The 23,598-nt window shown below is 70.0% G+C and carries 22 protein-coding genes; 4 read left to right on the top strand and 18 right to left on the bottom strand.

Annotated features, from left to right (window positions below; translation table 11 throughout):
• Nucleotides 1-5: 5 nt before the first annotated feature.
• The 14 genes from nuoN to QH470_RS36150 form a co-directional block, all read right to left on the bottom strand.
• Nucleotides 6-1,625 (bottom strand): NADH-quinone oxidoreductase subunit NuoN, encoded by a 1,620-nt coding sequence (gene nuoN, locus QH470_RS36220; protein WP_280276909.1) that lies wholly within the window; start codon nt 1,623-1,625, stop codon nt 6-8.
• A 52-nt stretch (nt 1,626-1,677) separates the two neighbouring features.
• Nucleotides 1,678-3,297 (bottom strand): NADH-quinone oxidoreductase subunit M, encoded by a 1,620-nt coding sequence (locus QH470_RS36215; protein WP_280276908.1) that lies wholly within the window; start codon nt 3,295-3,297, stop codon nt 1,678-1,680.
• Nucleotides 3,294-5,177: an NADH-quinone oxidoreductase subunit L gene (gene nuoL / locus QH470_RS36210; RefSeq protein WP_280276907.1), complete on the bottom strand. Its 1,884-nt coding sequence runs from the start codon at nt 5,175-5,177 to the stop codon at nt 3,294-3,296. The genes QH470_RS36215 and nuoL overlap by 4 nt, the downstream gene beginning before the upstream one ends.
• 1 nt (nt 5,178) lies before the next feature.
• Nucleotides 5,179-5,478 carry an NADH-quinone oxidoreductase subunit NuoK gene (gene nuoK / locus QH470_RS36205; RefSeq protein ID WP_040748232.1) on the bottom strand — a complete coding sequence of 100 codons (300 nt, stop codon included), beginning with the start codon at nt 5,476-5,478 and terminating at the stop codon, nt 5,179-5,181.
• A gap of 15 nt (nt 5,479-5,493) precedes the next feature.
• Entirely contained in the window at nt 5,494-6,303 is an 810-nt protein-coding gene (locus tag QH470_RS36200) for an NADH-quinone oxidoreductase subunit J (protein ID WP_425302846.1), read from the bottom strand.
• Nucleotides 6,303-8,138: an NADH-quinone oxidoreductase subunit NuoH gene (gene nuoH, locus QH470_RS38395; RefSeq protein ID WP_425302845.1), complete on the bottom strand. Its 1,836-nt coding sequence runs from the start codon at nt 8,136-8,138 to the stop codon at nt 6,303-6,305. The genes QH470_RS36200 and nuoH overlap by 1 nt, the downstream gene beginning before the upstream one ends.
• A 7-nt stretch (nt 8,139-8,145) precedes the next feature.
• Entirely contained in the window at nt 8,146-10,608 is a 2,463-nt protein-coding gene (locus tag QH470_RS36185; RefSeq protein ID WP_280276905.1) for an NADH-quinone oxidoreductase subunit G, read from the bottom strand.
• Between the two features lie 31 nt (nt 10,609-10,639).
• The gene (gene nuoF, locus QH470_RS36180; RefSeq protein WP_280276904.1) at nt 10,640-11,962 is read right to left on the bottom strand and encodes an NADH-quinone oxidoreductase subunit NuoF; all 1,323 of its coding nucleotides are present in this window, start codon (nt 11,960-11,962) and stop codon (nt 10,640-10,642) included.
• The gene (gene nuoE / locus QH470_RS36175) at nt 11,959-12,678 is read right to left on the bottom strand and encodes an NADH-quinone oxidoreductase subunit NuoE (RefSeq protein ID WP_280276903.1); all 720 of its coding nucleotides are present in this window, start codon (nt 12,676-12,678) and stop codon (nt 11,959-11,961) included. The genes nuoF and nuoE overlap by 4 nt, the downstream gene beginning before the upstream one ends.
• Nucleotides 12,675-14,018 carry an NADH dehydrogenase (quinone) subunit D gene (gene nuoD / locus QH470_RS36170; protein ID WP_280276902.1) on the bottom strand — a complete coding sequence of 448 codons (1,344 nt, stop codon included), beginning with the start codon at nt 14,016-14,018 and terminating at the stop codon, nt 12,675-12,677. The genes nuoE and nuoD overlap by 4 nt, the downstream gene beginning before the upstream one ends.
• Nucleotides 14,018-14,794, bottom strand: coding sequence for an NADH-quinone oxidoreductase subunit C (locus QH470_RS36165; RefSeq protein ID WP_280276901.1), 777 nt, complete (start codon nt 14,792-14,794; stop codon nt 14,018-14,020). Before QH470_RS36165 ends, nuoD begins: the two co-directional genes overlap by 1 nt.
• Nucleotides 14,791-15,345 carry a NuoB/complex I 20 kDa subunit family protein gene (locus QH470_RS36160; protein WP_280276900.1) on the bottom strand — a complete coding sequence of 185 codons (555 nt, stop codon included), beginning with the start codon at nt 15,343-15,345 and terminating at the stop codon, nt 14,791-14,793. The genes QH470_RS36165 and QH470_RS36160 overlap by 4 nt, the downstream gene beginning before the upstream one ends.
• 38 nt (nt 15,346-15,383) lie before the next feature.
• Nucleotides 15,384-15,764, bottom strand: coding sequence for an NADH-quinone oxidoreductase subunit A (locus QH470_RS36155; protein ID WP_187688723.1), 381 nt, complete (start codon nt 15,762-15,764; stop codon nt 15,384-15,386).
• A gap of 271 nt (nt 15,765-16,035) precedes the next feature.
• A complete protein-coding gene (locus tag QH470_RS36150) occupies nt 16,036-16,911 on the bottom strand; it encodes a LysR family transcriptional regulator (protein ID WP_280276899.1) in 876 nt (291 codons plus the stop codon).
• A 97-nt stretch (nt 16,912-17,008) separates the two neighbouring features.
• Here QH470_RS36150 and QH470_RS36145 point away from each other — a divergent pair, with 97 nt between their 5' ends.
• The gene (locus QH470_RS36145) at nt 17,009-18,208 is read left to right on the top strand and encodes an MFS transporter (RefSeq protein WP_280276898.1); all 1,200 of its coding nucleotides are present in this window, start codon (nt 17,009-17,011) and stop codon (nt 18,206-18,208) included.
• Nucleotides 18,209-18,216: 8 nt separating this feature from the next.
• Here QH470_RS36145 and QH470_RS36140 read toward each other — a convergent pair whose 3' ends face one another.
• The gene (locus QH470_RS36140; protein ID WP_280276897.1) at nt 18,217-18,636 is read right to left on the bottom strand and encodes an Rv3143 family two-component system response regulator; all 420 of its coding nucleotides are present in this window, start codon (nt 18,634-18,636) and stop codon (nt 18,217-18,219) included.
• Nucleotides 18,637-18,805: 169 nt separating this feature from the next.
• On the opposite strand from QH470_RS36140, the gene QH470_RS36135 reads away from it, so the two are divergent.
• Nucleotides 18,806-19,234 (top strand): CBS domain-containing protein, encoded by a 429-nt coding sequence (locus tag QH470_RS36135; protein ID WP_280276896.1) that lies wholly within the window; start codon nt 18,806-18,808, stop codon nt 19,232-19,234.
• A gap of 3 nt (nt 19,235-19,237) precedes the next feature.
• On the opposite strand, the gene QH470_RS36130 is transcribed toward QH470_RS36135, so the two are convergent.
• Nucleotides 19,238-19,600, bottom strand: coding sequence for a hypothetical protein (locus QH470_RS36130; protein ID WP_280276895.1), 363 nt, complete (start codon nt 19,598-19,600; stop codon nt 19,238-19,240).
• Nucleotides 19,601-20,422: 822 nt separating this feature from the next.
• On the opposite strand from QH470_RS36130, the gene QH470_RS36125 reads away from it, so the two are divergent.
• Nucleotides 20,423-20,821, top strand: coding sequence for a PASTA domain-containing protein (locus tag QH470_RS36125; RefSeq protein WP_280276894.1), 399 nt, complete (start codon nt 20,423-20,425; stop codon nt 20,819-20,821).
• Nucleotides 20,822-20,836: 15 nt separating this feature from the next.
• Here QH470_RS36125 and QH470_RS36120 read toward each other — a convergent pair whose 3' ends face one another.
• Nucleotides 20,837-22,330, bottom strand: a complete 1,494-nt coding sequence (locus QH470_RS36120; RefSeq protein ID WP_280276893.1) for a sensor histidine kinase — start codon at nt 22,328-22,330, stop codon at nt 20,837-20,839.
• Nucleotides 22,323-23,000 (bottom strand): response regulator, encoded by a 678-nt coding sequence (locus QH470_RS36115; RefSeq protein WP_280276892.1) that lies wholly within the window; start codon nt 22,998-23,000, stop codon nt 22,323-22,325. Before QH470_RS36115 ends, QH470_RS36120 begins: the two co-directional genes overlap by 8 nt.
• 121 nt (nt 23,001-23,121) lie before the next feature.
• Here QH470_RS36115 and QH470_RS36110 point away from each other — a divergent pair, with 121 nt between their 5' ends.
• Complete coding sequence (locus QH470_RS36110) at nt 23,122-23,484, top strand: PepSY domain-containing protein (RefSeq protein ID WP_280276891.1); 363 nt, start codon at nt 23,122-23,124, stop codon at nt 23,482-23,484.
• The last annotated feature ends 114 nt before the right edge of the window (nt 23,485-23,598 follow it).

Genomic DNA, 23,598 nt, shown 5'->3' with positions numbered 1-23,598 from the left:
CCGGCTCAGCGCGCGAATACCGTTGCGCGCTCGGCCATGTCGAGCACCGGTTGCGGCAGGATGCCGAGCACCAGCGTCGCCGCCGCCGACACCGTGATCACCGCCGTGGTCACCGGCGGGGTGACGATCCGCGGCGCGTCCTCGGGCGGGTCGGTGAAGAACATCAGCACGATGACGCGGATGTAGAAGAACGCCGCGATGGCGCTCGCGACGACGCCGACGATCACCAGCACCGGGGCGCGGCCCTCGGCCGCCGCCGAGAACACGGCGAACTTGCTGACGAAGCCGCTGGTGAGCGGGATACCGGCCATCGAGAGCAGGAACAGGGCGACAATCGTTGCCAGCCAAGGGGACCGGCGGCCCAGCCCGGCCCAGGCGGGCAGGGCGGTGGCCTCGTCTCCGTCGCCGTCACGCACCAGCGTCACCGCCGCGAACGCGCCGACCGTCGTGATGCCGTACGCGGCCAGGTAGAACAACACCGACGAGGTGCCGGAGGCGTTGTCGGCCACCAGCGCGGTGAGGATGAATCCGGCGTGCGCCACCGAGGAATACGCCAGGATGCGCTTCATGTCGGTCTGGGTCACCGCCATGATCGCACCGACCGCCATCGTCGCGATGGCGATCGCCGCGAGGATCGGCCGCCAGTCGTCGCGCAGGCTCGGCACGCCCACCTGGAGCAGTCGCAGCAGCGCGCCGACGGCGGCGATCTTCGTCCCGGCCGCCATGAACGCGGTCACCGGAGTCGGGGCGCCCTGGTACACGTCGGGCACCCAGGACTGGAACGGCACCGCGCCGATCTTGAACAACAGTCCGACCGCGAGCATCGCCAGGCCCAGCACCGCAAGGGTTTTCGAGCCGGAGTCCCCGGCCGCGACCTCGGCGATGCCCGCGAAGCGGACCGTGCCCGCGTACCCGTACAGCAGCGCCATGCCGTAGAGGAAGAACGCCGAGGAGAACGCGCCGAGCAGGAAGTACTTCAGCGCCGCCTCCTGCGACAGCAGCCGCCGCCGGCGCGCCAGCCCGCACAGCAGATACAGCGGCAGCGACAGCACCTCGAGCGCCACGAACATGGTCAGCAGATCGTTGGAGGCGGGAAACAGCAGCAGCCCGCCGACCACGAACATGGTCAGCGGAAAGACCTCGGTGGTGCTGAATCCCGCTCGGGCCGCGGCGATCTCGTCGGGGCTGCCCGGCATGGCGGCGGCCTGCGGGGTGAACGCGTCGACCGGTGCGGCGGCGGTGGCCACGGCGGCCGCGCGGCTCCACGTGCCGGGCCCTTCCCGGTGTGTGCGCAGCCGGGGCTCGATCCCGCGCTCGGCCATCAACATCAGCCCGAGAATGGCGACCACCAGAATGGCGCCCTGCAGGAACAGCGCCACATTGTCGACGGCGACCGCGTCGACCACGGCGGTCGAGGTGGTCCCGGCCAGCGCGATCACCGCGCCCAGCGCCACCGCGAGACCGGCGATGCCGAGCACCAGTTGCAGCCGGTAACGCCAGCCGCGCGGGGCGAACGCCTCCACGATCACGCCGGCGACGGCCGCGCCGAACACGATCAGCATCGGCGACAGCTCGCTGTATTCGATCGAGGGAGCCGGAACCGTTGCGGCGAGAAGCTGATTCACTGGTCTGTACCTCCGCTGCGGGGGGAGAAAGGCCGGACGGTGTGCGCGCGAGTCACTTGTGCGCACCTCCGTGCGGTGCGACGGCGGCCTCCTGCTGGGGCACGTCCGGTGCCGGGTCGTGCTTGCCGATGGTGGTGAGCGTGCTCGCCACGGCCGGATTGATGCGGTCCAGCAGCGGTTTCGGGTAGGCGCCCAGCAGCAGCAACGCCACCAGCAGCGGCGTCACCACGACCAGTTCGCGCGGCAGCAGGTCGCGCAGGCGCTCGTTGCCCTTCTTCACCGGACCCGTCATCATCCGCTGGTACAGCCACAGCACGTACAGCGCCGCCAGCACCAGCGCGCTGGTCGCGCAGACGGCGGCCACCGGGTAGCGCGTGAACGTTCCGGCCAGCACCAGGAATTCGCTGACGAACGGCGCGAGGCCCGGCAGCGACAGCGTCGCGAGACCGGCGATGAGGAACGTCCCGGCCAGGACGGGCGCCACCTTCTGCACGCCGCCGAATTCGGCGATGACACGAGTTCCGCGGCGCGACACCAGGAATCCGGCGATCAGGAACAGCGCGGCGGTCGAGATGCCGTGGTTGACCATGTAGAGCGTCGCCCCCGCGCCCCCCTGGTTGGTCATGGCGAAGATGCCCAGGATGATGAAGCCGAAGTGCGAGATCGAGGTGTAGGCGATCAGCCGCATGACGTCGGTCTGCCCGATGGCCAACAGCGCCCCGTACACGATGCCGATCACCGCCAGCGTGCTGATCAAGGGCGCGTAGGTGGTGGACGCCGAGGGGAACAGCAGCAGGCAGTAGCGCAGCATGCCGAAGGTGCCCACTTTGTCGACCACCGCCATCATGAGGACCGCGCTGGCCGGGGTGGCGGAGACCGCGGCGCCGGGCAGCCAGGTGTGCAGCGGCCACAGCGGCGCCTTCACCGCGAACGCGAACATGAAGCCGAGGAAGAGGGCGTTGAGTACCGCGGGCCCCGCACCGAGTTGGCCGGAGTTGGCCGCGGCCACGACCGCGCGGAAGTCGAACGTCCCGCCGCCGTCGGCGCCGAGCTGCTCGCGCGCGGTGAGCACGTACAACCCGATCACCGCGGCCAGCATGATGAGCCCGCCGAACAGGTTGTACAGCAAGAACTTCACCGCCGCGCGGGACCGCTGCTGCCGCTGCGCCGCATCGTCGCTGCGCGGGCCGAAGCCGCCGATGAGGAAGTACATCGGAATCAGCATCACCTCGAAGAACACGTAGAACAGCAGGATGTCCAGCGAGGTGAACGAGATCAGCACCATGGATTCGACGACCAGCGTCAGCGCCACGTAGATGTGCGCCACCCGCTGCCCGGTGCCGACCTCCCGATCGTCCTTCCACCCGGCGAGGATCAGCAGCGGCACCAGCGCGGCCGTCAGCAGCACCAGCACCAGCGCGATCCCGTCGACGCCGAGGGTGTATCCGGCCCCGAAAGCCGGTATCCACCGGTGCGATTCGACGAACTGGAACTGCGCCCCGCCGGGTTCGAACCGCACCGCCACCACGATCCCGACCGCCAGGGTCGCGAGCGCGACGACCAGGCCCGCCGACCGGGCCGCGGTGCGCCACGCGCCGGGCAGGATGAGCACCAGCACCGCGCCCGCCATGGGCAGCACCCACAGCGTCGTGAGCCACGGGAAAGAGTTCACAGCAACCTCACCGCCAGCAGGGCGGCGACCACCAGGGCCGCGCCGGTGAACATGGACAGGGCGTAGGACCGGACGAAACCTGTTTGCACGCGCCGGATTCGGGCCGACAGGCCGCCGATGAGCGCGGCCGTGGTGTTGACCAGGCCGTCGATGCCGCGGTTGTCGACGAATACCAGGGACCGGGTCAGGTGCTGCCCGGGGCGCATGAAGGCCGCCTCGTTGACGGCGTCGCCGTACAGGTCGCGGCGGGCGGCGAGGGTGAGCGCGGAGGCGGCGGGCGCTGTCTCCGGCACGGTGCGTGCGTACCGGTTGTAGGCGACCCACACCCCGGCCGCCACGACCGCCAGCGCGAGGACGGTGATCGCCCACGCCGGAATCGCGGGTTCACCGTGATGCGCGCCGACCACCGGTGCCAGCCAGTCCTGCAGCGACGACCCGAGCACCAGCAGCCCGCCCGCGCCGATCGATCCGAGGGCCAGCAGGATCATCGGCCCGGTCATCACCGCGGGCGATTCGTGCGGGTGGGCGTCCTCGTGCCAGCGCCGCTCGCCGAAGAACGTCAGGATCATCACCCGGGTCATGTAGAAGGCGGTGATCCCGGCGCCCGCCAGCGCCGCGAGACCGGTCACGATCCCGCCCGCGCCGCCGAAGGCGAAGGCGGACTCGATGATTCGGTCCTTGGAGAAGAATCCGGAGAACGGCGGCACGCCGATGATCGCGAGGTAGCCGAGCCCGAAGGTGGCGTAGGTGATCGGCATGACCTTGCGCAGTCCGCCGTAGCGGCGCATATCGGTCTCGTCGTTCATGCCGTGCATCACCGAGCCCGCTCCGAGGAACAGCCCGGCCTTGAAGAAGCCGTGCGTCAGCAGGTGCATGATGGCGGCCGCGTAGCCGATCGGCCCGAGCCCGGCCGCGAGCACCATGTATCCGATCTGGCTCATGGTGGAGGCGGCGAGCGCCTTCTTGATGTCGTCCTTGGCGCAGCCGATGATCGCGCCGAACAGCAGCGTCACCGCGCCGACGGTCATCACCGCGGCCCGCGCGCCCGGCGCGAGATCGAAGATCGGGCCGGAGCGGGCGATGAGATACACACCCGCGGTCACCATGGTGGCGGCGTGGATGAGCGCCGACACCGGGGTCGGGCCCTCCATCGCGTCCCCGAGCCAGGACTGCAGCGGCACCTGGGCGGACTTGCCGCACGCGCCGAGCAGCAACAGCAATCCGATGGCCGTGAGGGTGCCCTCGCCCGCCTGCGGCGCCCCGGCGAACACCTGGCCGAAGTCGACCGACCCGAAGGTGGCGAACATGACGAACAGGGCGATCGCCAGCCCCATGTCGCCGACCCGGTTCACCACGAACGCCTTCTTGGCCGCTGTTGCGGCGGAAGGCTTTTCGTGCCAGAAGCCGATCAGCAGGTAGGACGCCAGGCCGACGCCCTCCCAGCCCAGATACAGCACCAGGTAGTTGTCCGCCAGCACCAGCACGAGCATGGCCGCGAGGAACAGATTCAGGTAGGCGAAGAACCTGCGGCGGCCGGGATCGTGGCTCATGTAGCCGACCGAGTAGATGTGGATCAGCGAGCCGACCCCGGTGATCAGCAGCACGAAGCACATCGACAGCTGATCGAGCCCCAGCGCGAAATCGGCCTGCAGCCCGGCCACCGGGACCCAGCTGAAGAAGGCGTGCGAGACGGGCCTGTCGTCGGCCGCGCGGCCGAGCATGTCGAAGAACGCCCACCCCGCCACCGCGAACGAGGTCAGCGCGGTCAGGCAGCCCAGCCAGTGTCCCCAGGCGTTGCTCGCCCGGCCCGCGAGCAGCAACAGCACCGCACCGGCCAGCGGCAGGGCCGGCAGCAACCAGAGCGTCAGTGTCGTATCCACGTCAGTACTTCAGCAGGTTGGCGTCGTCGACCGAGGTCGAGCGGCGGGCGCGGAAGATGGTCATGATGATGGCCAGGCCGACCACGACCTCGGCGGCGGCGACCACCATCGTGAAGAACGCGTACACCTGGCCGTCCAGGTTCGCGCGTTCCCGGGCGAAGGTCACGAAGGCCAGATTGACCGCGTTCAGCATCAACTCGATGCACATGAACACCACGATCGCGTTGCGCCGCACCAGTACACCGGCCGCGCCGATGGTGAACAGCAGCGCGGACAGATACAGGTAGTTGTCCGGATTCACCGCAGAGCCTCTCTCTCAGCCGTGCGTGGGGTTGTCGTCGGAACCGTTGTCGCCGTTCGCATTCCGCACGCCGATGGCCGCGGCCTCGGTATGCGCGCGGTGGCGGCGGTGCCGCAGGATAGTGCTGACCGACAGTGCGGCGAACGAGCCGTCCGGCAGTCGGGCAGGTACGTCGACCGCGTTGTGCCGGGCGTAGACACCGGGCGTGGGCAGCGGCGTGACCTGCTTCCCCTCGCGCACCCGGCGTTTCGACAGCTCCCGCTGATCGGTGCGCGGGCCGAAACGCTCGCGATGCGCCAGCACCATGGCGCCGATGGTCGCGGTGATCAGCAGTGCGCCGGTCAGCTCGAAGGCCCACACGTAGCGCACGAAGATCAGCTCGGCCAGCGCCGCGATGGTGTCGCGGCCGAAGCCGGGCCCCACCGGTGCGGCCGCATCGTCGTGCACGCCTCGGGCGATGGCGGCGATCAGCAGCGCCCCGAAGCCGAGGCCCACCACGACGGCCGCGACGCGATGCCCGCGCAGCGTCTCCCGCAGCGACTCCGAGGAGTCGACGCCGACGAGCATCAGCACGAACAGGAACAGCATCATCACCGCGCCGGTGTAGACCACGATCTGCACCACGCCCAGGAACAGTGCGTTCTGGGCGATGTAGAAGACCGACAGCGTGATCATGGTGGCCGCCAGGCACAGCGCCGAATGCACCGCCTTGCGTGCGCACACCATGCCCAGTGCGCCGACGACCGCGACGACCGCGAGGATCCAGAACGTCACGGCCTCGCCGGTGGAGGTGCGTGTGATCGCCTCGGCGGCAAGGGTATTCATCATGACGCTCCTTCCGCACCGGCCGCGGCGGGCTCGGGCGCCGCGGCGCCGGACGGCGGGACGGCGGGCATGCCGAGGTCGGTGCGGCGCAGCCCGGTGTCCTGCGGCGTGCCCGGCGCGGCCGGGACGTTGCCGAGGTAGTAGTCCTCGTCCGTCGCGCCCGGATAGGCCGGGTGCGGCGCCGGTTGCATCCCCGGTTCCAGCGGGGCGAGCAGGCGGTCCTTCTCGTAGATGAGGTCCGCGCGGCTGGCGTCGGCGAGTTCGTACTCGTTGGTCATGGTCAGCGCGCGGGTGGGGCACGCCTCGATGCACAGTCCGCAGCCGATGCAGCGCAGGTAGTTGATCTGGTAGACCCGCCCGTACCGCTCGCCGGGGGAGAAGCGCTCGCCCTCGGTGTTGTCGGCGCCCTCGACGTAGATGGCGTCGGCGGGGCAGGCCCAGGCGCACAGTTCGCAGCCGATGCATTTCTCCAGCCCGTCCGGGTGCCGGTTGAGCTGGTGGCGGCCGTGGTAGCGCGGCGCGGTCGGGACCTTCTCCTCGGGATAGAACTCGGTGTTCTTCTCCTTGAACATGGTCCCGAAGGTGACGGCGAATCCGGCGAGCGGCTCGAGCAGGCCGGGCTTGGGCCCCTGCCGTTCGGGCGGGGGCGGCATCGGCGGCACCGGGAAGCCCGCGTACGGCTCGGCCGCGGCGGGTTCGCCCTCGGCAGCACGGTCGTCGCCCTTGTGCCCGGCGCGCAGCATGACACCGATCAGCAGCAGCGACAGCACGATCCCGCCGATCACCAGCCCGGCGGTCTCGATGTGGGTGCCGTTGTCCTGCAACACCTTGAGCGTCGCCACGATCATCACCCAGAGCAGCGACACCGGGATCAGCAGCTTCCAGCCCAGGTTCATGAACTGGTCGTAGCGCAGCCGGGGCAGCGTGCCCCGCAGCCAGATGAACACGAACAGGAAGGTCCACACCTTGGCGGTGAACCACAGGATCGGCCACCACCCGGAATTGGCGCCCGCCCACAGGCTCAGCGGGAACGGCGCGTGCCAGCCGCCGAAGAACAGCGTGGTGGCCAGCGCCGACACCGTGCCCATGTTGATGTACTCGGCCATCATGAACATGGCGAACTTCAGCGAGGAGTACTCGGTGTGGAAGCCGCCGACCAGCTCACCCTCGGCCTCGGGCAGATCGAACGGCGCCCGGTTGGTCTCGCCGACCATCGACACCGCGTAGATCAGGAACGACGGCAGCAGCAGGAAGACGTTCCAGGTGCCCCACTGGCTTTCGACGATGCCCGAGGTGGACATCGTTCCGGCCAGCAGGAACACCGCGGCGAAGCAGGCGGCCATCGCGATCTCGTAGGAGATGACCTGCGCGGTCGAGCGCAGGCCGCCGAGCAGCGGGTAGGTCGAGCCCGAGGCCCAGCCCGCGAGCACGATGCCGTAGACCCCGACCGAGGCCATCGCCAGGATGTACAGCACGCCGACCGGCATGTCGGTGAGCTGCAACGGAGTTCGCGTGCCGAAGATCGACACCTCGGGTCCCAGCGGGATCACCGCGAACGCCATGACCGACGGGATCAGCGCGATGATCGGCGCCAGGATGTAGATCGGCCGGTCCACAATGGTGGGGATGATGTCCTCTTTGAGGAGCATCTTCGCGCCGTCGGCCAGCGACTGCAGGGTGCCGCGCGGGCCTACCCGATTGGGGCCGACCCGCATCTGCATCCAGGCGACCACCTTGCGCTCGATGAGCACGCCCAGCAGCGGGATGCTCAGCAGGAAGACGAAGATGCCGACGGACTTCAGCAGGATCAGCCACCACGGGTCGTGGCCGAACATACTCAGATCACTCACGGTGGTCCTCCCGTCGGATGCGCACGAGGTGGCCGGGGATGGCGGCGAGTTGCTCGGACACCACCGACCCGGGGGAGTTGAGCGGCAGCCACACGACGCGGCCGGGCATCTCGGTGATCGCCAGCGGCAGGGTGATGTGGCCGTGGTCGGTGCTCACCCGCACCGGATCGCCTGCGGCCGCACCGATCTCGTCGGCGGTCTCGCGCGACAGGCGCACCACGGGCGGGTGGGCGGTGGCGGCCAGGTTCGGTTCGCCGTCCTGCAGGCGGCCGCGGTCCAGCAGCATCCGCCAGCCCGCGAGGACGGCGGTGCCGGGTGCGGTGTGCGGGGCGGCCTGCGGCGGCCGGGTGGGCGCGGGGACCGGCTCGCCGTCCCAGACCCCGAGATCGGCGAGTTCGGCTCGGGCCGAGGTGATGTCGGGCAGGCCGATCGGGATGCCCATCTCGTCGGCGATCGCGTGCAGGACCCGGTGGTCGGCGAGCGGCGCGGCCGCGCGGCGGACGGTGGGGTCGGCGAGGGCGGCGTCGAACTGGCGGTTGCGCCCCTCCCAGGTGAGGAAGGTGCCCGCCTTCTCCATCGTGGACGCCACCGGGAAGACGACGTCGGCGCGATCGGTGACCGCGCTGCGCCGCAGTTCGAGGCTGACCACGAAACGCGCGGCATCGAGCGCGGCGAGGGCGGCCGCCGGGTCGGGCAGGTCGGCGACCTCCACCCCGCCGATCACCAGCGCGCCGAGATGCGCTGCGGCGGCGAGTATTTCAGAGGTGTCGCGGCCCGGCTCGGCCGGGAGATCGTCGACGTTCCAGGCGGTGCGAAGCTGCTGGCGCGCGCGGGCATCGGCGACGGGGCGGCCGCCGGGCAGCAGGCCGGGCAGCGCGCCCGCCTCGACGGCGCCGCGTTCGCCCGCGCGGCGCGGGACCCAGGCCGTCGCCGCGCCCGTGGCCTCGGCCAGGCGGAGTGCGGCGGAGAGGGCGCCCGGTGCGGTGGCGAGCCGTTCGCCGACCAGGATCACGGCGCCGGGTGTGCGGAGCAGCCGGCCGAGTTCCGAGACCTGATCGGGCACATCCGGTGCGGCCGGCCGGAGGGAGGCGAGCGTGTCGAGCACGTGCGCTTCGCGTCCGGGCGCGGCCGGGAGCAGCGTGCCCGACATCCGCTCCAGGCCCCTACTCGCGTACGGCGCAACGGAATACACCCGCAGACCGTGCTTGCGGGCCGCCTTGCGCAGCCGCAGATACACGATCGGCGATTCTTCTTCCGGCTCGAACCCGGCCAGCAGCACCACCGGCGCGGTCTCCAGCGCCGCGTAGTCGACCGCCATGCCGCGGCCCGCGACACGGGCGGCCAGGAAGTCGGCCTCCTCCGCCGAGTGGGCGCGGGCGCGGAAGTCGATGTCGTTGGTGCCCAGGGCGATCCGCGCGAACTTGGTGTAGGCGTAGGCGTCTTCGAGCGTGGCGCGGCCACCGACCAGGACGCCGGCGTCGCCCCGGGCCGCCGCGAGCCCTTCGGCCGCGCGCGCGAGCGCCTCGGACCAGGACGCCGGGGCCAGGGTGCCGTCCCAGTCGCGTATCAGGGGTGTGGTGATCCGGTCGGGCTCGGTGGCGTAGGCGAATGCCCAGCGGCCCTTGTCGCAGTTCCACTCCTCGTTCACCTGCGGATCGTCACCGGCCAAGCGGCGCAGCACCTTTCCGCGACGGTGGTCGGTGCGCTGTGCGCAGCCCGACGCGCAGTGCTCGCACACCGCGGGGCTGGACACCAGGTCGAAGGGGCGGGCGCGGAACCGGTAGGCGGTGCCGGTGAGCGCCCCGACCGGGCAGATCTGCACGGTGTTGCCGGAGAAGTAGGAGTCCATCGGCTGCCCCTCGGCGACGCCGACCTGTTCCAGCGCGCCACGATCCATCAATTCGATGAACGGGTCGCCCGCGACCTGCTGGGAGAAGCGGGTGCAGCGCGCGCACAGCACGCAGCGCTCCCGGTCCAGCAAGACCGCGGCCGACAGCGGAAGCGGTTTGGGGTACGTGCGTTTCACGCCTTCGAAGCGGGATTCGGCGCGGCCGTTGGACATCGCCTGGTTCTGCAGCGGGCATTCGCCGCCCTTGTCGCACACCGGGCAGTCCAGCGGATGATTGATCAGCAGCAGCTCCATCACGCCCTCCTGCGCCTTCTCGGCCGCGGGCGAGCTGAGCTGGGTGTGCGCCACCATGCCGTCGGTGACCGCCATCGTGCAGGAGGCCACGGGCTTGCGCTGGCCCTCGACCTCCACCAGGCATTGCCGACAGGCGCCGACCGGGTCGAGCAGCGGATGGTCGCAGAAGCGCGGGATCTGGATGCCGACGAGTTCGGCGGCGCGGATCAGCAGCGTGCCGGCGGGCACGCTGACGGTGGTGCCGTCGATGGTGACGCTCACCAGATCCTGGGGCACCACATCGCTGTCGCTGTTCGAGACAGTCGCGGTCATGGCAGGCCTCCTGGGAATGACGGGACTCGGTTCATCGCGCGCTCTCCGCGGCGTCCGCCCAGGCCGTCGATCGAGCCGGATCGAACGGGCAGGCGCCCAGGCGCAGATGCTCCTCGTATTCGGCGCGGAAGTACTTCAGCGACGACACGATCGGGCTGGCCGCGCCGTCGCCGAGCGCGCAGAACGACTTGCCGTTGATGTTGTCGGCGATGTCGAGCAGCTTGTCGAGGTCGGCCGCGGCGCCGCCGCCGGCCTCCAGCCGTTGCAGCAACTGCACCAGCCAGTAGGTGCCCTCCCGGCACGGCGTGCACTTCCCGCACGATTCGTGGGCGTAGAACTCGGTCCAGCGCAGTACCGCGCGCACCACGCAGGTGGTGTCGTCGAAGATCTGTAATGCCTTGGTGCCCAGCATGGATCCGGCCGCGGCCACGTTCTCGTAGTCCAGCGGCACGTCGAGGTGCTCGTCGGTGAACAGCGGAGTGGACGAGCCGCCGGGCGTCCAGAACTTCAGTCGATGCCCGCGCCGCACGCCACCGGCGTAGCCGAGCAGCTCACGCAGGGTGACGCCGAGCGGCGCCTCGTACTGTCCCGGCCGGGCGACATGCCCCGACAGCGAGTAGAGCGTGAAGCCGGGCGACTTCTCGCTGCCCATGGAACGAAACCAGTCGATGCCGTTGAGGATGATCGGCGGCACGCTGGCAATGGATTCGACATTGTTGACCACGGTCGGGCAGGCGTAGAGACCGGCGACGGCCGGGAAGGGCGGGCGCAGCCGGGGCTGGCCGCGGCGGCCCTCCAGGGAATCGAGCAGCGCGGTCTCCTCGCCGCAGATGTAGGCGCCCGCTCCGGCGTGCACGATCAGTTCCAGGTCGTATCCGGAGCCGAGGATGTCGTGGCCGAGATAGCCGGCGTCGTAGGCCTCCTGCACCGCCGCCCGCAGCCGTCGCAGCACCGGGAGCACCTCGCCGCGCACGTAGATGAACGCGTGCGAGGCTCGGATGGCGTAGGCCGCGATGATGACGCCCTCGACGAGCACGTGCGGGGTGGCCAGCATGAGCGGAATGTCCTTGCAGGTACCCGGTTCCGACTCGTCGGCGTTGACCACCAGGTAGTGCGGTTTGGTGGTGCCGTCGGGGCCGGGGCCCTGGGGGATGAAACCCCATTTCATGCCGGTGGGGAAGCCCGCGCCGCCGCGGCCGCGCAAACCCGCGTCCTTCACGGTGGCGATGACCTCGTCCGGCTGTAGCCCGAGGGCCTTGGGCAGGGCGCGGTAGCCGTCGTGGCGGCGATAGGTGTCCAGCGTCCAGGACTGCGGTGCGTCCCAGTAGCGGGTGAGGACGGGGGCGAGGGTCACCGCGCACCTCCGGAATCACCGGGCGCTGACTGCTCCGCCGTGGCGGCCTCGCGGGCGACGCGCAGGCCCGCGAGAGTGGCCTCCCCGGGCTCGCCGTCGTTGGCGCCCGGCCGGTCGTCGGGGAAACCGGCCAGGATGCGGGCGGTTTCGCGGAATGTACACAGGGGCGCGCCGCTGCGCGCGGCCGTGACCTGCTCGCCGTCGCGCAGCGCGTCCACCAGCGCGCGGGCCGACTCCGGGGTCTGGTTGTCGAAGAACTCCCAGTTGACCATCACCACGGGGGCGTAGTCGCAGGCGGCGTTGCATTCGATGTGCTCGAGGGTGACGGCGCCGTCGGAGGTGGTCTCGCCGTGCCGAATACCCAAGTGCGCCTGCAGGTCCGCGAAGATCTCGTCGCCGCCCATGACCGCGCACAGCGTGTTGGTGCAGACCCCGACGTGGAAGTTCCCGGTCGGGGTGCGGCGGTACATGGAGTAGAAGGTGGCGACCGCGGTCACCTCGGCGTCGGTGAGACCCAACTGCTCGGCGCAGAATCCGATGCCGGTGCCGGAGACGTAGCCCTCCACGCTCTGCACCAGATGCAGCAGCGGCAGCAGCGCCGACCGCGGCTGCGGGTAGCAGTCGATGATCTGCTTGGCCTCCAGCTCGAGGCGGTCGTGCACCTCCGCGGGATACGGGGCCGGCCGCGTGGTCAGTTGCAGCAGGACTTCGGTCATCGATCGACACCACCCATCACCGGGTCGATGCTGGCGACGGCGGCGATGACGTCGGCGACCATGCCGCCCTCACACATCGCCGCGACGGCCTGCAGATTCGTGAACGAGGGATCGCGGTAGTGCACCCGGAACGGCCGGGTGCCGCCGTCGGAGACCATGTGCACGCCGAGCTCGCCGCGCGGCGACTCGACCGCGGTGTACACCTGGCCGGGCGGCACGCGCATGCCCTCGGTGACGAGCTTGAAGTGATGGATCAGCGCCTCCATGGAGGTGCCCATGATCTTGCCGATGTGCTGGGCGGAGTTGCCGAGCCCGTCGGGGCCCAGTTTCAGGTCGGCGGGCCAGGCAATCTTCTTGTCGTCCACCATGACCGGGCCGGGCCGCAGCTTGTCGAGGCACTGTTCGACGATCTTCACCGACTCCTTCATCTCGTTGACCCGGATGAGGTAGCGGCCGTAGCAGTCGGCGCCGGTGTCGGTCATGACGTCGAACTCGTAGTTCTCGTAGCCGCAGTAGGGCTGGGACTTGCGGAGATCGTGCGGCAGTCCGGTGGAGCGCAGCACCGGGCCGGTGATCCCCAGGGCCATGCAACCGGCCAGATCCAGATAGCCGACGCCGCGGGTGCGGGCCTTCCAGATCGGGTTCTCGTTGAGCAGCAATTCCATGTCGCGCAGCCGTTTCGGCAACAGCGCCAGCAACTCCCGGACCTTCTGCACGCCGTTGTCGGGCAGGTCCTGGGCGACGCCGCCGGGCCGGATGTAGGCGTGATTCATGCGCAGGCCGGTGATGGTCTCGAAGACGTCGAGGATCAGCTCGCGCTCACGGAACCCGAAAAGCATCGGGGTCAGCGCGCCCAGTTCCATGCCACCGGTGGCCAGCGCGACCAGATGCGAGGAGATCCGGTTGAGTTCCATCAGCAGCACGCGGATCACGGTGGCGCGCTCGGGAATCGCGTGGGTGATGTCGAGCAGCTTCTCCACGCTCAGGCAGTAGGCCGTCTCGTTGAAGAACGGCGAGAGGTAGTCCATCCGGGTGACGAAGGTGACGCCCTGCACCCAATTGCGGAACTCGAGATTCTTCTCGATGCCGGTGTGCAGGTAGCCGATGCCGCACCGGGCCTCGGTGACCGTCTCGCCCTCGATCTCCAGGATCAGCCGCAGCACGCCGTGGGTGGAGGGATGCTGGGGGCCCATATTGACGACGATGCGTTCCTCGGCGGCGCCGCCGAGGGCCTCGCGCACGTCGTCCCAGTCCTGGCCCGCGACCGTGACGACCCGCTCGGGAGGCGTTGGGCGCGTGTAGGTGTCGGCGCCCTCGCGCCGGGTGTCGATGTCGTTCATCAGCTGTACGCCCTCCGCTGGTCCGGCGCCGGGATGCGGGCGCCCTTGTACTCGACCGGGATGCCGCCGAGCGGGTAGTCCTTGCGCTGGGGGTGTCCGCGCCAGTCGTCGGGCATCGTGATCCGGGTCAGGGCGGGGTGACCGTCGAACAGGATGCCGAAGAAGTCGTAGGTCTCGCGCTCGTGCCAATCCGTGGTGGGATACACGGAGTAGAGCGAGGGGATGTGCGGGTCGGCGTCGGGCGCCGACACCTCGAGTCGTAGTCGCCGGTTATGAGTGATCGACATGAGTGGGTAGACGGCGTGCAGTTCGCGCTCCGTGTCCTCGGGGTAGTGCACGCCGCTCACGCCGAGGCACAATTCGAAACGCAGCGCAGCGTCGTCGCGCAGGGCCTGAGCGACCCGCGGCAGGTGTTCGCGCCGCACATGCAGGGTCAGCTCGCCGCGGAACACCACGATCTTCTCGATCGACTCGGTGAACCCGTTGTCCGGCAAGGCTTCACGCAGTGTGTCGACCAGCTCGTCGAAGTAGCCGCCGTACGGGGGCGGGGTGCCGCCGGGCAGGCCGACCGAGCGCACCAACCGTCCGTAGCCGGAGGTGTCGCCGGTGCCGGTGACGCCGAACATGCCGCGGCGCACGCCGACCACCTCGTCGCCGGGTTCGGCGCGCTGGTCCTGTTCGGCGAGTTGTGCCTGGTCCTGACCGGTGCCGTCGGGAGTGGCGGCGGCGGGGGTGTCCGGCGGGTCCTCGGCGCCCCGGGGAGAATCGAATGTCATCGCAGCAATCCCGTCATCTGGATGGTCGGGGTGACGGCCAGCGCGGCCTGCTCGGCCGCGCGCACGGCCTCCTCGCGGTTCACCCCGAGCGGCATCTCCTGGATCTTCTCGTGCAGTTTCAAGATCGCGTGCAGCAGCATCTCCGGGCGGGGCGGGCAGCCGGGCAGGTAGATGTCCACGGGCACAACGTGATCCACGCCCTGCACGATGGCGTAGTTGTTGAACATGCCGCCGGAGGAGGCGCACACGCCCATGGCCAGCACCCATTTCGGCTCGGTCATCTGGTCGTAGACCTGGCGCAGCACCGGGGCCATCTTCTGGCTCACCCGGCCCGCCACGATCATCAGATCGGCCTGGCGCGGCGAGGCGCGGAACACCTCCATGCCGAAGCGGGCGCTGTCGAAGCGCCCGCCGCCGGTGGCCATCATCTCGATCGCGCAGCAGGCCAGCCCGAACGTGGCGGGCCACAGCGAGCCCTTACGCATGAAACCGGCGAACTGTTCGACCGTGCTCAGCAGAAACCCGCTGGGCAACTTCTCCTCGAGACCCATTCGGACTGACTCGCTTCCGTGTACGGGGTGGGTGCTTCTCAGTCCCAGCTCAATCCGCCGCGCCGCCACTCGTAGGCGTAGGCGACCGAGACGTTGAAGATGAACAGGGCCATGGCGGCGAGACCGAAGACCCCGAGCGCGTCGAAGTGGACCGCCCACGGGTACAGGAACACGATCTCGATGTCGAAGATGATGAACAGCATCGCGGTGAGGTAGTACTTCACCGGAAACCGCTGCCCCGCAGCATTTCCCGGCCCGCCGCCGACGGCATGCGGCGTCGGCTCGATACCGCACTCGTAGGCCTCGAGTTTGGCGCGGTTGTAGCGCTTGGGGCCGATCACCGCGGCCAGCAGGACGGAGATGACCGCGAACGCCGCCGCGATCGCGCCCAGCACAAGGGTTGGTACCTCGGTGTTCACAACTGCACTACCCCTTCCCTTGCGGACACAGCCGGCAGTTGCCGAGGCGGGCTGACATCGTCGTCTGCCGGGCCAGTCGCGCCCCAGGGCATGGCTCAGCGGGGTGCGGACGATAGGGGAGAACCGGACGAACGGGGCTCATATCGACGCCCGCACTGGTGTGAGCTTGGGCACAGCCTACAACTGATCTTTCTGAATGCGTGCCGTTTGCGGGCGCTCTTTGATCGAATTCGGAACTGGCACTTATGACTGAACCGGCAGAATGAGGCCGTCAGGTGACAGCGAGAGCGCGCGCGAAAGCGTGCACGCGTCCGCTGTCTCGATCGCGATGCCAAATCAGCGCGACCCGGGAGTCCGGGATGCCGTGCACCGGAACACAGGTGAGGTCCGGCCGCCGATGGTAGGCCGCCGTGGTGTCGCACAGCAACAGTCCGCCGCGCCCGGCCGCCACGGCGGCGATCGCCTCCTGGGTCGTGAATACCGCGGGCCCGGCGGGTATCTCGCGGCCGTCGGGTGTGCGGCGCGGGGCGTGGGCGTCGCGCCAGTACCGCGGCGCGGTGTCGGCGATCCCGATCAGCGGGCACTCGGCGAGTTCCGCGGCGGCCAGGGTCTCCCGCGACGCGAGCGGGTGCGCGACGGGAAGCACGAGCACCTGCGGCCGGGCCGGCAGCACCGGCCCGACGACGAGATCGGCCTCGGCGATCGGCAGCAGCGCGAGAGCGGTGTCCACCTCGTGGCGTCGCACCGGACCGAACGGATCGGCGTACGGAATCTCCACCAACTCGACGGTGCATTCGGCGTGCGTGTCCCGGAACGTGGCGAGGGCGGCCAGGATTCGTTCGTCCGCGCTGCCCTGGAATCCGACCCGCAGCACACCGCGCACGCCCTGCGCCGTCGCGCAGGCCGAATCGAGGGTGGCGCGCAATCGGTCGTAGGCGGTGCGCAACTCCGGAAACAGTTGCCGCCCCAGCGGAGTGAGGCTCACCCGGCGGCTGGTGCGCTCGACCAGCCGCCCGCCGATGCGGTGCTCCAGCGACCGCAGCAGCTGCGACACCCGGCTCTGTGACACGTACAGCCGGGCCCCGGCCCGGCCGAAGTGCAGTTCCTCGGCCACGGCCAGGAAGGCCTCCAGTTCGCGCAGGTCCATGCCGTCGAGCGCCTCTCCCTCGGTCGATGAGTCCGGCTAATAGAAGGATGAGCACATCGCCGTTGTTCCGCGCGGATGCGGCCGGTTGGCTGGTGCTATGACGGAAATCGATACGATCGATACGGAAAGCGCTGCACCGCATCATCTTTCGTCGCGCCGGTGGACCGCGGTGGCGGTGGTGGCGGTGGGCACCTTCACCGTAGTGACCTCGGAGATGCTCCCCGTCGGCCTGCTCACGCCGATGAGCGAGGCGCTGCGCGTCTCCGGCGGACTGGCCGGACTCGCGCTGACGATCACCGGACTGCTGGCGATGACCGCGCCGTTGCTGATGGCGGCGCTGGGCCGGATCGATCGACGGCGATCCCTGCCGGTGCTGCTGCTCGTGGTGGCGGCGGGCAATCTGCTGTGCGCGGTGGCCCCGAATTTCGCGGTGCTGGTGGCGGGCCGGGTGCTGGTCGGCGTCGGCATGGGCGGGGTATGGGCGATCTCGGGCAGTCTCGGGGTGCGGCTGGTGCCGCCGCGATCGGTCGGGGCGGCCACCTCGGTGATCTTCAGCGGGATCGCCGTCGCCTCGGTGCTGGGCGTCCCGGCAGGCACGTATCTCGGGGCGCTCGCGGGCTGGCGGTCGGCCTTCGCCGCGGCCGCGGTCCTGGCACTGCTGGTCGCCGTGACAGCGGCCGCGATCCTGCCCGCGCTGCCGCCCGAGCGGGGCGTCTCACTGACCGAACTGCCGCGGCTGCTGGCCGACACCCGCTTGCGCACCGGCATGATCGTGGTGGCGTTGCTCGTCGCCGGTCATTTCGCCGCCTACACCTATATCCGGCCGGTGCTCGAACAGCGGACGCACGCCGACGCCGCCACGGTGAGCGCGCTACTGCTCGGCTACGGAATCGCCGGTGTACTGGGTACTTTCCTGTTCGGCAGGATTGCATCGCGTGCACCGCGGCGCGCTGTGCTGATCATCTGCGCGGGACTGGCCGCCGCGATGGCCGTGCTGGCGTGTGCGGGCGGCTCACCGGTGTGGGCGGGCGCGCTGCTGCTGCTGGTGTGGGGTGTCGCCTATGGCGGCGTCTCGGTGAGCACGCAGTCGTGGACCTTGATGGCGGCGCCCGGCGCCCGTGAGGCCGCCTCGGCAATCCTCGTCGCGGTGTTCAATGCCGCCATCGCGGTCGGCGCGCTCGGCGGGGGCCGTGCCGTCGACGGTGGAGGTCCGGCTGCTGCGCTGTGGCTCGGCACGGGGCTGGTGATCGTCGCGGCAGCGGCGGCCGCCCTCGGGAAAGCGCCGCGGGGAAGCTGAGTCGTCCGTCAGGCCGCCGAGCGGCTGCGCAGGAGACCCGTCACCGCCTCGGTGAGTTGGAACGGGTCGATCGGGTGCGGCACCGCGGCCTCGGCGCGGGACCAGTTCGCGAGCCAGGCGTCGTCGGCGCGGCCGGTGAGCACCACGATCGGCGGACAACTGTCGAGTTCGTCCTTGAGTTGCTTGGCCAGGCCCATCCCGCCGGTCGGCGCCGCCTCACCGTCGAGGATCGCCAGGTCGATACCGCCGGCATCCATGTGCTGGACGAGTACGGGCGCGGTCGCCACCTCGACGTACTCGATCGGCGGCAGCTCGGGATGGGGATGTTTGCCCAGCGCCAGCATCACCTGGCGGCGGGTGTCGGATTCGCTCGAATACACGAGCACCCGCAGCACGGCGGGACGGTTCGCATCGGCCACCTTTCGCATGCTACGTCCGCGGTGCCCGGCGCCGGGGCAGGTTCGCCGACTGCGGTGGGTCGCGTCGGGGGACCTGACCGTCCGGTTGATCGTCCCGCGCGGAATCTTTGCTGGTCGTCACGGCCGAAACGCGAGATCCTGAGAAGCACCGAAGGGCAAGAACGGATGGTGGCAACCTATGCGAATTTCCGAGATCCTGCGCAAGAAGGGGACCGACGTGGTCACGATCGCACCGCGGACGCCGGTGCGAGAGTTGCTCGCGGTGCTGGCCGAGCGGAATGTGGGCGCGGTGGTGGTGTCGGCGGACGGCGTCGCGCTGGACGGCATCGTCTCCGAGCGAGATATCGTCCGCCGCCTGCACGCGGTGGGGCCGGACCTGCTCGACCGGCCGGTCACCGAGATCATGACGACGGTGGTGCACACCTGCTCGCCCGACGACCGCGTCGAGACGCTGCGCACCACGATGACCGATCATCGGATCCGGCATCTGCCGGTGCTGCGCGACGGCCGGATGGTCGGCATCGTCAGCATCGGTGATGTGGTCAAGAGCGCCATATCCGAGCTGGAGACCGAGCGTGAGCACCTGGAACAGTACCTGCTCGGCTGATCGTCACCGCGGGCGGCGGTCGTACGCCGCGTCGCGGGATTGCAGCCGGACCCGCTGCGGCGACAGCCCGAACGGACCATCGATACTGATCACGGGCTCCTCTTCGGAGACCCGCGCGGGTTGCGGCGGTGGTTCCGGCTCGTCGTAGTCGGCGGGACCGGTGCGTGACAGGGCGTCGCGCACCGCCACACCCGCCTCGGCGCACAGCCTGACCAGCCGGACGCGGTCCTCGCCGGTGTCCACACCGACGCGGAATTCACGCACCAGCCGATCCAGTACTTCCGCCAGTTCCACGGCCTCCGCCGTGGTGTCGCACTGGCTCGCGATAATGATCATGTCCTGCAAACGCGCGGAAAGACTTGGCATTCAACATCCCCTCCCGTGCCGTTGGCCCCGCGTCCAGGATAGCGGCCCGCGGGGATGCTGCGACGAATACCCGGCAAACGCGCGGGGCGGAACTAGGCCAGACCCCAGGCCTGCAGGATATAGGTGACGTTGGCGGCGATCGAGGTGACGACGTTGGCCAGGTTCAGGGCGGACGACCCGAGGTCGATGATCGGCACGGAAATCTCTCCATTCTTCGGTAATCAGCGCATTCACGGTAGGTCGCGCCGCAATCGCCCGGCAACCGGCAGTGTGGGTCGCCGGCGGCGCCCGAATACCGTGGGATGTCCCGCTGATACGTTCTGCCGCAATTGTTTTCGGGAGTTCTGTCCGAATGCGAGCGAATTGTCTCGGATGTCGCCCATGGCGGATTTCACTGTTTCGGCACGGTTGTGGCCGCGATCACCGGGGGTATCGAGCGTCGCGGGTGGCGGAAGGAACACGGTGCGCAACATGCCGCTATCGGATTTTCATCAGGTCGTAACAGCGAAAACCACTGCCGGGCGGAAGTTTCGGAGGCACAATTCTCGGCGGGCGGATCTTACGAATCCACCGGCTCGCGGTCTATCGCACCGCCGATCGGGTGGGGTCCGAGATGTGCTGCGGCCCTCGGACCTCACCGCCCGGCATCGACCGTCGGCCGCGTAGGTCCGCCGACCAACGCACTGCGCGCCGGGCCCCCGGGCCCGGCCGCGGCAGGCGATGATTCCTCCTACCCCCTGCGGGCCGTGGCGGCCGCCCCTATTAGGGTGCGTGACGCAACTCGAGGGCCGGGCACCGGTCCGTGGACGTAGAGGAAAACGTATGCGTCGCATCGCGATATCCGTGTTCACCCTGACCGTCGCGCTCGCCTGCGGGGCGTGCGGGTCCTCGGACGGCGGGCAGGACACGACGGCCGGTGGGTCCACCCCGGCCACCACATCGAGCGGTGCGGCGCAGCCCGCGGCCAAACCCTGCAACGAGCAGTCGTGGCCGCAGGCGGTGCCCGACTTCCGCGGCAAGCAACTCGGCGAGACCGTCGTCGGCGCGGGCCTGTGCTTCGCGATCAGCTCCATCACCGCGGCCGACGGGCGGGACGTGATGAACGATTCGTCCAGCCACACCACCGCCTGGACGATCACCGACCAGTCACCCGCCGCGGGTACCTCGGTATCGGCGGACACCCCGATCACGCTGAAGGTGGATGCGGCGCAGCCCAACTGAGTTCGCGGCGGCCGCCTACGGCGCGGCGGGGAACACCACGGTGAAGCGCGCGCCGCCCGCGGGGCCGTCGTCCACCCGGATCTCGCCACCGTGGCGGTCGACCACATCGCGCACGATGGCGAGCCCCAGGCCCGCACCGCCCTCGTCGCGGCTGCGCGCATCGTCGAGCCGGACGAAGCGCTGGAACACGCGCTCGCGGTCGGCGGGCGCGATGCCGCGCCCGTCGTCGCTGACCTCCAGCGCCACCGTGCCGCCCGTCCGGCGCACGGTGACCCGTACGGCGGTGGCCGCGTGACGCTGCGCGTTGTCGACGAGGTTGCCCAGCACGCGAGCGATCTGGATGCGGCTGCCGAGCAGGGGCGCGGGGAGATCGGGCAGGTCGGCCAGCACCGGATGCGCGTCCGCGGCGCGGTGTGCGAGTTCCTCTCGCACCAGCTCCGCCAGGTCCACCGGCTCGCGGCGGGGCCGCTCGCCGGCGTCCAGGCGGGCCAGCAGCAGTAGGTCCGCGGCGAGATGTTCGAGCCGCACCGAGTCGGCGATCAACCCGTCCACCTCGAGCAGGTGCGGATGCGCCTGGGCGACCTCGAGCTGGGTGCGCAGGCTGGCGATGGGACTGCGCAACTCGTGCGCGGCGTCGGCGACGAACCGGCGCTGACGTTCCGAGGACTGCTCCAGGGCGGCGAGGGTGGCGTTGGTCGTCGCCGCCAGCCGGGCGATCTCGTCGTGCGAATCCGGTTCGGGGACACGGCGGGTCAGGTCACCACCCATGATTTCGGCGAGTTCGCGGCGGATCGCCTCCACCGGGCGCAGCGCGCGACGGGTGACCAGCCAGGTGACGCCACCGACCAGCACGAGTAAGGGCGGCAGGCCGAGCAGCATGGCATTGCGGGCGCCGGAGACGGCCTTGTCGGCGGTCGCGAGCGACGCACCGGCATAGATCGTGACGGGCTGCCCCGACGCGGTCGCGGGCAGGGCGGCGACCCGGAAGTCGTGGCTGCCGGTCTCGTCGTCGGCGATCGGGAGCCGCATGTTCCGCAGCTCGAGCGCCTTCGCCGAGGAGGAGTTCACCAGCTCCGCGGTGCCGGGCTTGTCGCCCTGCTGCTCGTCGTCGTCATCGTCGTCTTCCTCCTCGGCGTCCTCCGCGGCGCCGGAGAAGCCGGTGGCCATCGACGGCTCGCCGCGCAGCTTGTCGTCCTCGGCGGCCAGCACCTGACCGTCGGCCGAAACCACCTGCACCGGTTGATTGTCCGCGTCGGGCAGCTTGAGTTGCGCCGGATCGGCGCCGCGGACGAGTTGCGCCTCGACGTTGCGTGCGGTCATCTCCGCCTGCAGACTCGCGCTGTCGATCAGGTTGTGCCGCAACACCGCCAGCACGGCCGCGCCCGCGGCGACCAGCCCGACCGCGACGACCGCGGTGGCGGCCGCCGTGGTGCGCGCGCGGACCGAACTCAACCACCGCGGTCGCCGCCGCAGGACCGACCAACCCGGCACGCGTCGTAACTCAGGCACGATCGGCCACCAAGCGGTAGCCCGCGCCGCGCACGGTGGTGATCGACCGCCGGCCGAACGGCGCGTCGATCTTGCGGCGCAACGTGCTGATGTACACCTCGACGATGTTCGGGTCGCCGTCGTAGGCGAAATCCCAGACATGTTCCAGGATTTCGGCTTTCGACACGATCTCACCGGCGCGCACCGCGAGCTGCTCGAGCACCGCGAACTCCTTGGCGGTGAGCACCACCTCCTCCGCGCCGCGGCAGCAGCGGTGCGTGTTGGGGTCCAGACTCAGATCGCCGACGTTCAGCACCGGCACGCCGCCGCGGGTGCGCCGGCGCAGCAGGGCCCGGATGCGGGCCAGCAGCACCACGTAGGAGAACGGTTTCCGGAGATAGTCGTCGGCGCCGGTGTCCAGGCCCTCGGCCTCGTCGTACTCGCCGTCCTTCGCGGTCAGCATCAGCACCGGCGTCTCGTGGCCCGCCGCACGGAGAGCGGCGCAGACCTGATAGCCGTTGCGGCCGGGCAGCATGATGTCGAGGATGATCACATCGTGGGCGCCGGTGGTGGCCAGATGCAGGCCGTCGGTGCCGTCGTAGGCGACATCCACGGCGAAGCCTTCCGCCTCCAGGCCCTTGGCGAGGGTATCGGCGAGACGCTTCTCATCCTCCACGATCAGCAAACGCATGGCTCCTAGCCTGACAGATGCATCCTGAAGGCGGTTTCAGGTCCGTTCAGGTTGGCTTCAGGGCCGGGTTGGGAGGGTGAGGGCCACGTTGGAGATCATCACCGCCCCAGGAGGTTCGACCATGGAACTCTTTCTTCGCCGGATCATGCACGGTCTGCGCTGGATGCTCGTCGGCGCTGTCGCCGTCGCGGTCATCGGGGGCGGTGTGGTGCTGACATCGTTCGGTTCGGGCGGCACCGCGGCCGCCGCCGTGCGCCCGGATCAGGCTCACACGCAAGGGAATCCGGCGGTCACGCGGGAGCAGGCGACCGCCAAGGCCGTCGAGGCGGTGCCCGGCGGCACGGTGCAGTCCGCCGAACTGGACACCGACCGCAACGTGACGGTGTGGGAGGTGGATGTGCGCGGCACCGACGGCATCGACTACGAGGTGCGCGTGGACGCGGGCTCCGGCGCGGTACTGAGCCACGATCGCGACGACGACTGAGCGCGGGACAACGCGCGGGGGGGGGGGGGGGGGGGGGGCCCCCGCCCCCCGGCGCGGGCGGCGAGCCCCCCGCCGGGGGGCGGGGCCGGGGGCGGGGGTGTTGGGGGGGGGGGG

Source organism: Nocardia wallacei, from assembly GCF_029868745.1.
Classification (GTDB): Bacteria; Actinomycetota; Actinomycetes; order Mycobacteriales; family Mycobacteriaceae; genus Nocardia; species Nocardia wallacei_B.
Note: the sequence above shows the minus strand (reverse complement) of the source record. Positions and strands in the feature narration are given on the sequence as shown.